The sequence below is a fragment of the Ruegeria sp. YTSA064 genome (assembly GCF_059610325.1).
The window spans coordinates 137023-149117 of record NZ_JBXWNK010000007.1; the positions used below are offsets into that span (position 1 = coordinate 137023).

Genomic DNA, 12095 nt, shown 5'->3' on the forward strand with positions numbered 1-12095 from the left:
GTTCACCATTCAGGAGGGCGCCGCGTGACCAATTTCTCAGCCGTAACAACCGCCTATCGCGGCGCTTGGGCCCAGCGGCGTGTCTTTGTGCCTGTCTATGTTGCCGTGCGGTTGTTGCTGGTTGCATTGATCGCCCCCGGCGTTGCCATTGCCGTCAATCTGGCCGTTTCACTGTCGGATCAATCCGCATTGACAGACCAGGACATTGCTATGTTCTTGCTGTCGCCTGCAGGGTTCATCGCGGCGGTTGCGGTGCTCAGCCTGTTCCTGCTTGCTGAAGTCTTTGTTTTCTCTGTCATGGCAGGATCGCTGCGAATGGGTGAGAACGACCCGTGGCGCGCGGGCAGCGCTTCGATCCGCCTGATCTTGACGCGCGTACCTGCGCTTTTCGGATTTGCTGCGCGGTTTATTCTGAGGGTGCTCTTATTGGCTTTGCCGTTTGTAGTTGTGGCCGGTGTGATCGCGTGGTGGACGCTCACGGAATACGACATCAACTATTACCTCACCTTCCATCCGCCTTCGTTCTGGGTGGCGGTGGTTCTGATCGGCTTTGTGGTGCTCTGCCTGGCCTGGGTTCTGATCCGCAGGCTTTCGGCCTGGGCGCTGGCTCTGCATCTTGTGTTGTTTGAAGATTGCGAACCTGCCGAAGCCTTCGCGATTAGTACTGATCGGATGGAGGGTAAACGCGGCCGCCTTAAGATTGAACTGGCCCTGTGGCTTGCGATCCGTCTGTTCATTGCGGCGCTCATCGCGGGTGCCGCCGGGGTGCTGTTTGATCTGGTGCCGTTGCAAGAAAGCGCGAACCTGCGTTTTGCGCTGATTTTCAGTTTTATTGTCGCGGGCTTGTGGTCATTGGCAGGGCTTGTGCTCGCTGCAATAGCACTGGGTGCACTGGCGGTATTGTTGGATGGGTTCTTCGAAACGCAAGCCAACGAGGTTCCCCACCCGGAGCCGGGCAACCTACGCGCGCCGCTCTATGCGGTTGTGGGTGGCGCAACTATTGCTTTGCTGATCGGCCTATGGTCCGGGCAGGAATTGCTCGAGCGTATTCAAGCGCCCGACCATGCCGATGTCATTGGCCATCGGGGCGCGGCGGCGATACGGCCGGAAAACACCATGGCTGCGGTGTTGAAGGCGATCGAAGATGGCGCCGACTGGGTCGAGATCGATGTTCAGGAAACAGCAGACGGTGTGGTTATCATCGCGCATGACAGTGATTTCATGAAATTGGCCGGTGTGCCGCTCAAGGTCTGGGATGCGACGATGGAGGATGTGGCCGAGATCGATATCGGCAGTTGGTTCGGCCCGGAATACGCCTCGGAACGGACGCCGACGCTGTATGATGTACTTGAGGCTGCCAAAGGTAAGTCCAAAGTCATTATCGAGCTGAAATACTACGGCCATGACGTCGATCTGGAAAACCGCGTCGCTGCGATTGTCGAAGAACTTGAGATGCAGGACGATATCGCCACCATGTCCCTGAAGTATCCTGCGGTGCAGAAAATGAAAGCGCTGCGCCCGGGTTGGCGCGCAGGAGTATTGGCCGCCACCGCGATTGGCAATTTGTCGGGGCTTGAGGGCGATTTTGTAGCTGTGAACGCAGCAACGGTGTCTCCGGGTCTGATCCGATCGGTCCACGATGCGGGCAAGGATATCTATGTCTGGACGGTGAACGACCCATTGCAAATGTCGGCCATGGCCTCGATGGGGATCGACGGGCTGATTACCGACCGTCCCGCGATGGCCCGCGAAGTGTTGCGCGTCCGCGCTGAAATGGGGCCGGGGGAGCGGTTGATGTTGTGGCTGGCAACGACCTTTGGCCTGTCGATCGAAACCTCTGAGATGCGCGATGCAAACCCATAGACTCGCCGCCCTTTTGGCCTGCTGCGTGCTTCCCGCCAATGCGCAGGACTTGATGCGCAGCGTTGAAATGCCCGCGCACAGGGCGTTGGTCGAGTCAATGGAAGGCGCTGAGTTGACCCCGTTTGAAACCGATGGCTGCTCGGGTGGATTATCGTCAAGTTGGCGACTAGTCGCTGAGACCTTCCCCAAGTTCAGCTTGCTGTACGAAGAGCATCCTCCATGGGAGTATTGCTGCGTCATACATGATCGCGCCTATCATAACGCGGGTGGTGCGTCACAGGCCGAAGCCAGTTTTGATGCGCGTCTTGCTGCTGATGAAGGACTGCGCCTTTGCGTCGAAGCCCACGGTGATACCCATGCCGAGGACTATGCTGCGCGCTATGATATGACGCCGGATCAGATTCGCTCGGTCCATTCGATTACATCCGAGGCAATGTTCCTTGCGGTACGCTTTGGTGGTGGTCCGTGCAGCGGTCTGCCCTGGCGCTGGGGGTTTGGTTATCCCGGCTGCACGATCTTTGGTCCAACTGCGCGCGAATGACGTCGTGACAGGCCCTGATTTTTACATTATTCAGCATTCCAAACACGCGAATTGGGATTCTTTGAAACATGGCTGAACATAAGCACGGCGAGATGGACATCACCGTTCAAACCAAAACCTTCGACGGGTTCATCAAATTCACCACCTGGTTTGTGGTGGCATGTATCTTCCTTTGTATTTTCCTGGCGGTATTTGCGGCCTGATCATTTTCTGCGGCGTACCACCCATGTTCAGGATTTTGATAGCCTGTCTGCTTGCGGTGACAGTTGCTGGGTGCGCTGGTTCACAGCGCCCGCAGGCAGAGTCCTTTGAAATCGTATCCCGGTCTTATCGTGATCCGGGGCCATCGACACTGACGCTCTATACAATGATCAGCACGCGCACCGGGTCGGGGGCGCATACGTCGCTGATGATCAGTGGTAGCGAGAGGGTGATTTTTGATCCTGCGGGATCCTTCCGTGCCGACGTAGTACCGATTAAGAATGATGTGCTTTACGGCATTACGCCAAATGTCGAGCGTGCCTATCGCAGCAGTCACGCGCGCGAGACGCATTATGCCCGTATCCAAACTATCCAAGTGACGCCACAACAGGCGGAAATCGCGCTTCAACTGGCCAAACAGATGGGCCCAGTTGCCGGGGCATTCTGCGCGAATTCAACGGCACAGCTTTTGCAGCAGGTTCCAGGGTTCGAGCAGATAAGCACCACATTCTACCCGGTGAAACTGTCCGACCAGTTTGGCCAGATACCGGGTGTTGTCACGACGGAGTATCGCGAAAATGACTCGGCCGATCTGCAGCAGGGTCTAGCCGAAAATAACGCGCGCCTGAACCAGATTGAAGCAGCCTCAAGCAACTAGGTAGAGCAAACCATAAAGCGTGGCGGCGCCCGTAAAAATCGCCGCCAGAACGTTCTTTGTGACGTACCCGACTGTTAACGCAACAGCAGCAGCTGACATGCGCGGCAAATCAGGCTGGCCGTCGGTGGCGGATGGCCAGACCACAAGTGGCGCGATCAGGGCAGGAATAATCGCGACTGCCGTATAGCGCAGGTGGCGCAGCAGCCAGGGCGGCATCGGGCGATCCCCAACCAGACCGATAAATGTGAATCTTAGAAGGTAGCTGCCAATCGCAAGGCCGATGATTATGATCCAGATGGTGGTGCTATCGATCTGCGTCATGACTTATTCCGTTCCAGCATCAGTTCGATCTGTGCACCGGCGACCATTCCTGCGGCACCTGCGATTAGAAGGCCTAGATTGAATGGCACAGCAACCGTCAGCAAGGCCACCACGATCGCAACCAATGCCGCAACCACATGGGCCAACGTGCGCATCATTGGCCCGATCATGGCCAGAAAGGTGATTGGCAAAGCGAAATCCAAGGCCCAACTTTCTGGTATCTGCGTTCCCAGAACCGCGCCCAGATACGTGCCCAAGACCCAAAGCGGCGTAATCGGTGTGACCGAGCCAAAGAAATAGATCATGCGCTGTGGCACGGTCATATCGGGTTCTTTTTCAAACCGGATCATCGAGCAAGCATAGGATTGATCGACGATCAGATAGGCCGCGCAGGCGCGCTGCCACAGTGGCGCTGCGCCCAGATAGGGAGTTAGCGAGGCCGAATACATTGCAACCCTCAAATTCACCGCCAGCGCAGAAATCAGGACGATCACGGTGGGCGTATTGTCCTGCAGCAATTGCAATGCGGTGAATTGCGCAGCACCCGCAAACACGGTGGCGGAAAAGGCCATGGTCTGAATGATGTTCAACCCCGCCTCGGTTGCAAAGACTCCGAACAGCAGGCCGAACGGCATGGCGACGAAGACGAATGGTGCCCCGTCGCGAAAACCTTTCCAGAAGTATGACTTGGGTGTGGCAGAGGCCATGGCTAAATCCTATGGTGTTGCGTGCAGCAGTAGCCGTCTTGGGAAGGGGTTGCAATTGGCCAAGGAATTCGACCTGTCAGACTACCTTATTGCCCCTGATCCGGGCGCGGCGCGACTGACCCGTGCGGTGGAAGGCGTAGATCAGAATGGAGAGGTCAGCCAGATCTCGGTAGTCGAGGAGCGCCCGTTGACGATCTTTCTAAATTCGCAGGAAATCGTGACCGCGATGACCATCGGAGACTACCCCGAATATCTCGCACTGGGGTTTTTGCGTAATCAGGGCATGCTGCTGGCCGATGATCAGATCACGCGGGTCGATTACGACGATGATCTGGAAACCGTTGTCGTGCGCACCGCGCGTGAGACTTCGTATGAGGACAAGCTGAAGAAGAAGACGCGGACAAGTGGCTGCGCAGTGGGTACCGTTTTTGGCGACATGATGGAGGGGTTGGAGGACGTGCTTTTGCCGCAGGTCTCGGTGCGCACCTCGTGGCTCTATGATCTGGCAGCCAAGATCAATCGCACGCCGTCGCTGTATCTTGAGGCCGGGGCGATCCATGGCACCGTGCTGTGCTGTGAGAGCCGCCCTCTGGTCTATATGGAGGATGTGGGCCGCCACAACGCCGTCGACAAGATCGCGGGTTGGATGTTGTCCGAGGGAGAGGGCGCCGAAGACAAGATCCTCTATACAACCGGTCGCCTGACCTCGGAGATGGTGATCAAAACGGCAATGATGGGGATCCCGGTTCTCGCTTCGCGGTCGGGCTTCACCGCCTGGGGCGTTGAAATTGCGCGAGAGGTCGGCCTTACGCTGATCGGTCGCATGCGCGGGCAGCGGTTTGTATGTTTGTCTGGCGAAGATCGTTTGGTACGTGACGTTGATCCGACATCCGTGGCTGCCGAAGACACGAAGCATCGCAGGAAAAGTGCCAATGGCTGAACGGACACCAAAACTGTTCGGCGTTATTTTGGCAGGTGGCCTGGCGACCCGAATGGGGGGAGGCGACAAGGGGTTGTTGCAGATCGGTGGGGTTAGCCTGCTGGATCGTGTGATCAATAGGTTCTCGCCTCAGGTCGAGGCTCTGGCTCTGAATGCCAACGGGGACGCCTTGCGATTTAATGAACTGGGGTTGCCCGTGATTGCGGATTCGATCGATGGCTTTGCGGGACCACTTGCCGGTGTTCTCGCTGGACTTGATTGGGCTGCAGAACAGGGTGCCCAGTCCATTGTGACAGTCGCCGCTGATACACCGTTCTTTCCGCGAGATCTGGTGGCGCAACTGGTGCGGGCTTCCGAAGGGCAAAAGCACCCTCTTGTTCTGGCAACCACTCCGCGAACTGGCGAAGAGGCCTTGAAATCGGGCGGGTCCAGGCGAGTGAACAGGCACCCGACATTTGGTCTCTGGCCTGTTGCGTTGCGCGATGATCTGCGGGCGGCACTTGAGGGTGGTTTGCGCAAGGTTGTCCTTTGGACTGACCAGCATGACGGGCGAGAAGCGCTGTTTTCGGCCCAGCCGTTTGATCCCTTCTTCAACGTCAACACACCCGATGATCTGGTACGCGCTGAAACCCTGTTGGAGCTGGCATGAGACTCTACGGCGTCATCGGTTGGAAAAACGCGGGCAAAACCGGGCTGGTAGAGCGGCTGGTGGACGAAATCACTGGACGTGGGTTTACCGTCTCTACCATTAAACATGCCCACCACAGTGTCGATGTCGACCAGCCGGGAACAGACAGTTACCGGCATCGCTTGGCTGGGGCGTCCGAAGTGCTTTTGGCATCGGGTCAGCGTGTTGCTCTGATGCAGGAATTGCGCGGAGCACCAGAGCCAAAACTGGATATCTTGTTGGCACGCTTGTCTCCGGTTGATCTGGTGCTGATTGAAGGGTTCAAGCGTGAACACCACCCCAAAGTGGAGGCATTTCGTACAGCGCCTGGAAACCCGCTGATCGCGACGGAAGATGACTCGATCCGTGCGGTTGCCAGTGATACGCCATTGAAGCTGGATCGCCCTGTTTTTGATTTGAACGATACGGCGGCAATTGCTGATTTCATTCTTGGGGAGGTCGGACTATGAGCAAGCCGGACATATCGCCTCCACCCCTGCGCAATGATTGCTTTGCCTTGCCCGCCGGGGTGAACTGGACGCCGGTCGACGACGCACTGGCATTGCTCCGGGACAGATTGACCGTGGTAACAGGGGTCGAAAGCGCGCCGCTGATGCAGGCCGCCGGTCGCATTCTGGCAGAAGATGTGCAGGCCAAACGGTCAAACCCACCACAGCCCAACACCGCTGTTGATGGATACGGATTTGCCGGACCAGTGGCGGATGGCCCTTGTGTCTTGCCCTTGGTTGAAGGTCGCGCAGCGGCCGGTGTTCCGTTTGGCGGTAAGGTTCCCTCGGGCCATGCCGTACGCGTGTTGACCGGGGCTGCGCTTCCGGAGGGTGTTGATACGGTTATTCTGGAAGAGGATGTGACCCTCGATCAGGGTCACATTGCGTTCCGAGGTCCATTGAAAAAAGGTGCAAACGCACGAAAGGCTGGCGAAGACGTGGTCGAAGGTGCGCTGGCCTTGCCTGCAGGGCGACGGCTGACACCCGCTGATTTGGCACTTTTGTCGGCAATTGGGTTGGCCGAAGTGTCGGTGTACAAAGTGCTGCGCGTCGGGGTGCTGTCGACCGGGGACGAATTGGTCGAGCCCGGTGACATTGCCGCACCAGGGCAAATCTACGACGCCAACCGTCCGATGCTGTTATCGCTGGTCGAACGAATGGGGTTTGAACCGGTTGATCTTGGCAGCGCCGAGGACAGCCGGGAGGCGTTGGAGCATCGTCTGAATCATGCCGCTCGGCAGGTGGATGTGATCCTGACCAGCGGTGGGGCCTCTGCCGGGGATGAAGATCACGTCTCAGCCCTGTTGCAAGAGGCTGGGGCGATGCAGGAATGGCGCATCGCACTGAAACCCGGTCGGCCTTTGGCGTTGGGCATGTGGGATCAAACGCCGGTGTTCGGCCTGCCCGGCAATCCGGTGGCCGCAATGGTCTGCACGTTGGTATTCGCCCGCCCCGCGCTGACCTTAATGGCCGGAGCTGGTTGGCAGGAACCGCAAGGTTTCGACGTGCCTGCTGCATTTGAAAAGCGCAAGAAACCGGGCCGCCGCGAATATCTGCGCGCCCGCATCCGTGAAGGACGGGCCGAGGTGTTTCATTCAGAAGGGTCCGGCCGGATAAGCGGGCTGAGCTGGGCCGAAGGGCTGGTTGAAATCGAGGACGGTGCCCGCGATATCCAGCCGGGTGATCCAGTACGATTTATCCCCTACGGAAGCTTTGGGCTCTAATCAGTCGAACGTCCCTGCAACCCGTCCCAGCAGCATAAAAGCGCGCGCGGTACGCGTCTCACCCAATGCGTTCAGTTCGGCGTCGCTGGCGTCGGGTTCGAACTCAACGATCATGTGATCGAAGCGCCGTAGGAAATGGTGTGCCGCATCGCGAAAGATCGGATCCTGTTTCATGCGCGCCGCCGTCAGCGCCAGCGAAGACCGGTCCCGGATACCGCCCAACGCAGCCACCGAACGCCCGCGGGCGCCTTGCGCAAACTGCCGCCAGATCTCGGGCCGGGCCATATCGGGGCGCAGGTCATCCATATAGATGCCTTCCTGACTAAGCAGGGTCAGAACATCCTGTGAGGCCTGAACAAGTTGCGATGCCTTGCGATCCTTCAACGCAAGACGCAGCGCGTCGAATCCCGCCTCATCGCTCTGCGTTTCGGGGAAGTTCAGGGCACGGATGAAGATATTGGTTGGCAACGGGGCCGCTATCTCATCCGCAGGCGTGCCAAGTTCCAAGGTGGTTTGATTTGCAGGTTCGGATGCAGGCTTGCTGGCGCGCGCAGGTTCGCTGCGATTGGTTGAGAATGTCGCTAATGCGCTCTCGGTCTTTTTGGCACTTTCGGCGATTTCATCCAGTTTCTTGCCGACCGTCGGTTCATAGGTGCTGGTCGCGCGCTGTTGTTGCACCACATAGCTGTTGCGGATTGCGTCGATAGCGGTTTGCAGACGCGCGCTTTCTTCGCGCATAACGCGACTGGCGCGCATCGTCAACGCTGCAACCCAGATCATCGCCACTGGCATAAACACCGCCAGAAATGTGACGATAAATCCGCCTTCCTGTGCCCCGGGTAGCACCAGAAATACTACTGACACCACCAGCCAGATCAGGCTGAGCACAACAGCCGCGATCTCGATCTCGGTAATCGAGGGATGCGCGGGCCGATCGTAGATTCCCAGCGAGGTCGGTTTCTCGGGTTCTTGCTCGGGCTCAGACCCTGACATGATAAATGCTCCGGTCAGGCGTATTCGATACTCAGAACTTCGTAAGAGCGTACACCGCCGGGGGTGCGAACCTCGACACTGTCGCCTTCATCTTTGCCGATCAGGGCGCGGGCGATCGGGGATTTGATGTTCAGGAGGCCATTTTCAATATTGGCTTCATACTCACCGACGATCTGCCAGGTCTTTTCTTCGTCGGTATCTTCATCAACCAATGTCACCTTGGCGCCAAACTTGATCGCACCCGACAGCTTGGCGGGATCGATGACGTCGGCAAGCGACAGGATGCCCTCAAGCTCTTTGATGCGGCCCTCGATAAAGCCCTGCTTTTCGCGAGCGGAATGGTATTCCGCGTTCTCTTTCAGGTCACCGAGTTCGCGGGCTGAGGCAATCGCCTCGATGATCGCCGGGCGCTCGACGGATTTCAGGTTTTTTAGCTCTGCCTCGAGCGCGGCATTGCCCGAAGGCGTCATGGGGATCTTTTCCATAGTCTTGTCGTCCACGCATAAATGTTACGCCCCGCCGCACAAAAGCGTCGGGGCGAAGGATGGGTTGGCAATTACCTGACCCAAATGGAGCGTGAATTGCAAGAGGGGAGGCGCGGGTTGTCAGTAAACTCGCAACTTAGCGCCGCCGTTTAGGAGGTTGATTGCGCCGGTGGCGCTGCCCCAACAGCTCTCCGCGTCGCCAACGGCTGGCATCGTGCCCAAGCCACAACATCTCAATCATACTGAACCACCTCGAATTCGATGCCGTTGTCGTCGCGGAAATAGAAGCGCCGCCCGGGCTCATAATCAGCGTGGTTGTGAGGTTTGAACCCTGCTTTGCGGACCTTTTCTTCGGTGGCGTCGATATCTTCGACCAGCACGCCCACATGGTTCAATCCGCCCACGATATCATAGCTGCTTTCACTTAATGGCTTCGGATCATCGGGGGCGTAGAGTGCCAGATAGGTGTGAGCGCTGCCCACATGCACTGTGTAGCCACCGGCAATGGCCGGGCCTTCCCAGCGTGTTTTCCAGTCAAAGACTTTCTGCATCCACGCCGCAGATGCCTTTGGGTCGCGGACCGTGAAGTTGGTATGTTCCAGAGTCGCCATCATAGGATCTCCTTCCTGATTTAAGGCTTGTCCCGACTCACCGTAATTTCTAAACCTAACTTTAGGTCAAGGGATATTTTTGGAGAATGTTATGGCTGTTTCCGAAGGATTGGCGATTGGTGCTTTGGCTCGACGGACAGGGTTAGCTGTGTCGGCGATCCGGTACTATGAGGCGCAGGGTTTGATATCTCCGTGGCGAAACGCGGGTGGGCAGCGGCGGTATCAGCGCGCAGATATCCGGCGGCTAAGCTTTGTGATGATCGCCCAGCAGTTCGGCCTGACCCTGCCGGAAATACGGGAAGTGCTTTTGGAACTGCCCGGTAATCGAACACCGACGCCGCAGGACTGGAAAAACATCAGCGAAGGATTGCGCACTCGGCTGGATCAGCGAATCGATACGCTGATGCGGTTGCGCGACAATCTGGACGGCTGTATCGGCTGCGGCTGTCTCAGCTTGCCTAAATGTAAGCTTTACAACCCCGATGACAGGGCAAAATCCCATGGTAGCGGTCCCAGATACCTGATGGGCGATGCGCCAGAGGCTTGATGTGTCGAATAGCGTCATTGTTACGCCGTGTTTCGATTGACCAAAGTCTTTCCGACCATGTAATCAGCCGTGAAACAATATTGCGCCGACCAAGCGGTGAAAGCGCCAATTCGGAAAGTTAGCTAAGGAGCCCGCGATGGCCGAGATTGAACGCGAAGCGATGGAATACGACGTGGTGATCGTGGGTGCAGGCCCCGCGGGCCTGTCGGCGGCCATCCGTCTGAAACAGCTGGATGCCGACCTGAATGTCGTGGTTCTGGAGAAAGGTTCGGAAGTGGGTGCACATATCCTTTCGGGTGCTGTGCTGGATCCTTGTGGTCTGGACGCGATGATCCCGGACTGGAAAGAAAAAGGCGCGCCGTTGAACGTGCCTGTGCACGAAGACAACTTCTACATGCTGGGTGAGGCGGGTCAGATCCGTATCCCCAACTTCCCGATGCCGCCGCTGATGAACAACCACGGCAACTACATCGTCTCGATGGGCAATGTCTGCCGCTGGATGGCCGAACAGGCCGAGGAACTGGGCGTCGAAATATTCCCCGGCATGGCCTGTTCCGAGCTGGTCTACGGTGAAAACGGTGAAGTCAAAGGCGTCGTGGCCGGTGTTTTTGGCCTAGAGGCCGACGGTTCTTACGGTCCTAACACTGAGCCGGGTATGGAGTTGCACGGTAAATACGTCTTCCTGTCGGAAGGCGTGCGCGGTTCACTGTCCAAGGAAGTCATCGCCAAATACGACCTGTCTGCCGGTAAAGAGCCGCAGAAATACGGCGTCGGCATGAAAGAGATCTGGGAGATCGACCCGGCCAAGCACAAAGAAGGCAGCGTCACGCACACCATGGGCTGGCCACTGGGCAGCAACGCGGGTGGCGGGTCGTTCATCTATCACCTTGAAAACAATCAGGTCTATGTCGGTTTTGTGGTTCACCTGAACTACAAGAACCCACACCTGTACCCCTACATGGAATTCCAGCGCTTCAAGCATCACCCGATGGTGGCCGAGCTGCTGAAAGGCGGCAAGCGCGTTGCTTACGGCGCGCGCGCGATCACCGAAGGCGGCTATCAGTCGATGCCGAAACTGGTGGCTCCGGGTGTGGCGCTGCTGGGCTGTTCGGCGGGCATGGTCAACGTGCCTCGCATCAAGGGCAACCACAACGCCATGCTGTCGGGTAAAGCAGCGGCTGAGGCCGCTTATGACGCCATCAAGGCCGAGCGTTCGGGCGATGAGTTGACCGCCTATGAGGCTGACGTTCGTGAAGGCGCAATTGGCGCCGACCTGAAGAAGGTGCGGAACGTCAAGCCGTTGTGGTCGAAATACGGCCTAACCGCCAGCCTGGTGCTGGGTGGCATGGACATGTGGACCAACACGCTGGGCTTTTCGCTGCTGGGCACGCTGGGCCACGGTAAGAACGACGCGGAATCGACGGAAGATGCCAGCAAGCATCAACCGATCGACTATCCGAAACCAGACGGTACACTTTCCTTTGATCGCCTGACGAACGTATCGTTTGCGGCCACCAATCACGAGGAAAGCCAGCCTTGCCATCTGAAACTGGCCGACCCGGAAATACCGGTGAAGGTCAACCTGCCTAAATTCGATGAACCGGCGCAGCGTTATTGCCCCGCAGGCGTCTATGAAATGGTCGAGGATGAAAACGGTCCGCGATTCGTCATCAACTTCCAGAACTGTGTTCACTGTAAGACCTGCGACATCAAGGATCCCAGCCAGAACATCACTTGGACAACGCCGCAAGGCGGCGACGGACCGAACTACCCCAATATGTAGGCAAGAACATGGGCGTTGGCAGGGTCGTGAAGGCTCTGCCATTGCC

The 12095-nt window shown here is 57.6% G+C and carries 15 protein-coding genes; 10 read left to right on the plus strand and 5 right to left on the minus strand.

Features of this window, described 5'->3' with window-relative positions:
• The first annotated feature begins 24 nt into the window (after positions 1-24).
• From AC2FI7_RS12210 to AC2FI7_RS12225, 4 genes are all read left to right on the plus strand, one after another.
• Entirely contained in the window at positions 25-1863 is a 1839-nt protein-coding gene (locus AC2FI7_RS12210) for a glycerophosphodiester phosphodiesterase family protein (protein ID WP_496816087.1), read from the plus strand.
• Positions 1850-2404: a hypothetical protein gene (locus tag AC2FI7_RS12215; protein ID WP_010443629.1), complete on the plus strand. Its 555-nt coding sequence runs from the start codon at positions 1850-1852 to the stop codon at positions 2402-2404. The genes AC2FI7_RS12210 and AC2FI7_RS12215 overlap by 14 nt, the downstream gene beginning before the upstream one ends.
• 68 nt (positions 2405-2472) lie before the next feature.
• Positions 2473-2607 carry an aa3-type cytochrome c oxidase subunit IV gene (locus tag AC2FI7_RS12220; protein WP_010443630.1) on the plus strand — a complete coding sequence of 45 codons (135 nt, stop codon included), beginning with the start codon at positions 2473-2475 and terminating at the stop codon, positions 2605-2607.
• A 23-nt stretch (positions 2608-2630) separates the two neighbouring features.
• The gene (locus AC2FI7_RS12225; RefSeq protein ID WP_010443631.1) at positions 2631-3263 is read left to right on the plus strand and encodes a hypothetical protein; all 633 of its coding nucleotides are present in this window, start codon (positions 2631-2633) and stop codon (positions 3261-3263) included.
• Here AC2FI7_RS12225 and AC2FI7_RS12230 read toward each other — a convergent pair.
• Both AC2FI7_RS12230 and AC2FI7_RS12235 read right to left on the minus strand, forming a co-directional pair.
• Entirely contained in the window at positions 3252-3584 is a 333-nt protein-coding gene (locus tag AC2FI7_RS12230; RefSeq protein WP_010443632.1) for an AzlD domain-containing protein, read from the minus strand. The two genes, AC2FI7_RS12225 and AC2FI7_RS12230, sit on opposite strands and share 12 nt — an antisense overlap.
• A complete protein-coding gene (locus AC2FI7_RS12235) occupies positions 3581-4291 on the minus strand; it encodes an AzlC family ABC transporter permease (RefSeq protein WP_319546115.1) in 711 nt (236 codons plus the stop codon). The genes AC2FI7_RS12230 and AC2FI7_RS12235 overlap by 4 nt, the downstream gene beginning before the upstream one ends.
• Here AC2FI7_RS12235 and AC2FI7_RS12240 point away from each other — a divergent pair.
• The 4 genes from AC2FI7_RS12240 to AC2FI7_RS12255 are packed head-to-tail and all read left to right on the plus strand — an operon-like array spanning position 4290 to position 7630.
• Positions 4290-5231: a formate dehydrogenase accessory sulfurtransferase FdhD gene (locus tag AC2FI7_RS12240; RefSeq protein WP_238528856.1), complete on the plus strand. Its 942-nt coding sequence runs from the start codon at positions 4290-4292 to the stop codon at positions 5229-5231. The two genes, AC2FI7_RS12235 and AC2FI7_RS12240, sit on opposite strands and share 2 nt — an antisense overlap.
• Complete coding sequence (gene mobA / locus AC2FI7_RS12245) at positions 5224-5880, plus strand: molybdenum cofactor guanylyltransferase MobA (protein ID WP_010443635.1); 657 nt, start codon at positions 5224-5226, stop codon at positions 5878-5880. Before AC2FI7_RS12240 ends, mobA begins: the two co-directional genes overlap by 8 nt.
• The gene (mobB, locus tag AC2FI7_RS12250; RefSeq protein ID WP_010443636.1) at positions 5877-6368 is read left to right on the plus strand and encodes a molybdopterin-guanine dinucleotide biosynthesis protein B; all 492 of its coding nucleotides are present in this window, start codon (positions 5877-5879) and stop codon (positions 6366-6368) included. Before mobA ends, mobB begins: the two co-directional genes overlap by 4 nt.
• Complete coding sequence (locus AC2FI7_RS12255) at positions 6365-7630, plus strand: molybdopterin-binding protein (protein ID WP_010443637.1); 1266 nt, start codon at positions 6365-6367, stop codon at positions 7628-7630. Before mobB ends, AC2FI7_RS12255 begins: the two co-directional genes overlap by 4 nt.
• Here AC2FI7_RS12255 and AC2FI7_RS12260 read toward each other — a convergent pair whose 3' ends face one another.
• The 3 genes from AC2FI7_RS12260 to AC2FI7_RS12270 form a co-directional block, all read right to left on the minus strand.
• Positions 7631-8623 carry a hypothetical protein gene (locus tag AC2FI7_RS12260; RefSeq protein WP_496816088.1) on the minus strand — a complete coding sequence of 331 codons (993 nt, stop codon included), beginning with the start codon at positions 8621-8623 and terminating at the stop codon, positions 7631-7633.
• Positions 8624-8637: 14 nt separating this feature from the next.
• Positions 8638-9108, minus strand: a complete 471-nt coding sequence (gene greA / locus AC2FI7_RS12265) for a transcription elongation factor GreA (RefSeq protein ID WP_010443639.1) — start codon at positions 9106-9108, stop codon at positions 8638-8640.
• A gap of 233 nt (positions 9109-9341) precedes the next feature.
• The gene (locus AC2FI7_RS12270) at positions 9342-9722 is read right to left on the minus strand and encodes a VOC family protein (RefSeq protein WP_010443640.1); all 381 of its coding nucleotides are present in this window, start codon (positions 9720-9722) and stop codon (positions 9342-9344) included.
• An 88-nt stretch (positions 9723-9810) separates the two neighbouring features.
• On the opposite strand from AC2FI7_RS12270, the gene soxR reads away from it, so the two are divergent.
• Positions 9811-10266, plus strand: a complete 456-nt coding sequence (gene soxR / locus AC2FI7_RS12275; protein WP_010443641.1) for a redox-sensitive transcriptional activator SoxR — start codon at positions 9811-9813, stop codon at positions 10264-10266.
• Positions 10267-10402: 136 nt separating this feature from the next.
• Entirely contained in the window at positions 10403-12049 is a 1647-nt protein-coding gene (locus AC2FI7_RS12280) for an electron transfer flavoprotein-ubiquinone oxidoreductase (protein ID WP_010443642.1), read from the plus strand.
• Positions 12050-12095: the final 46 nt, after the last annotated feature.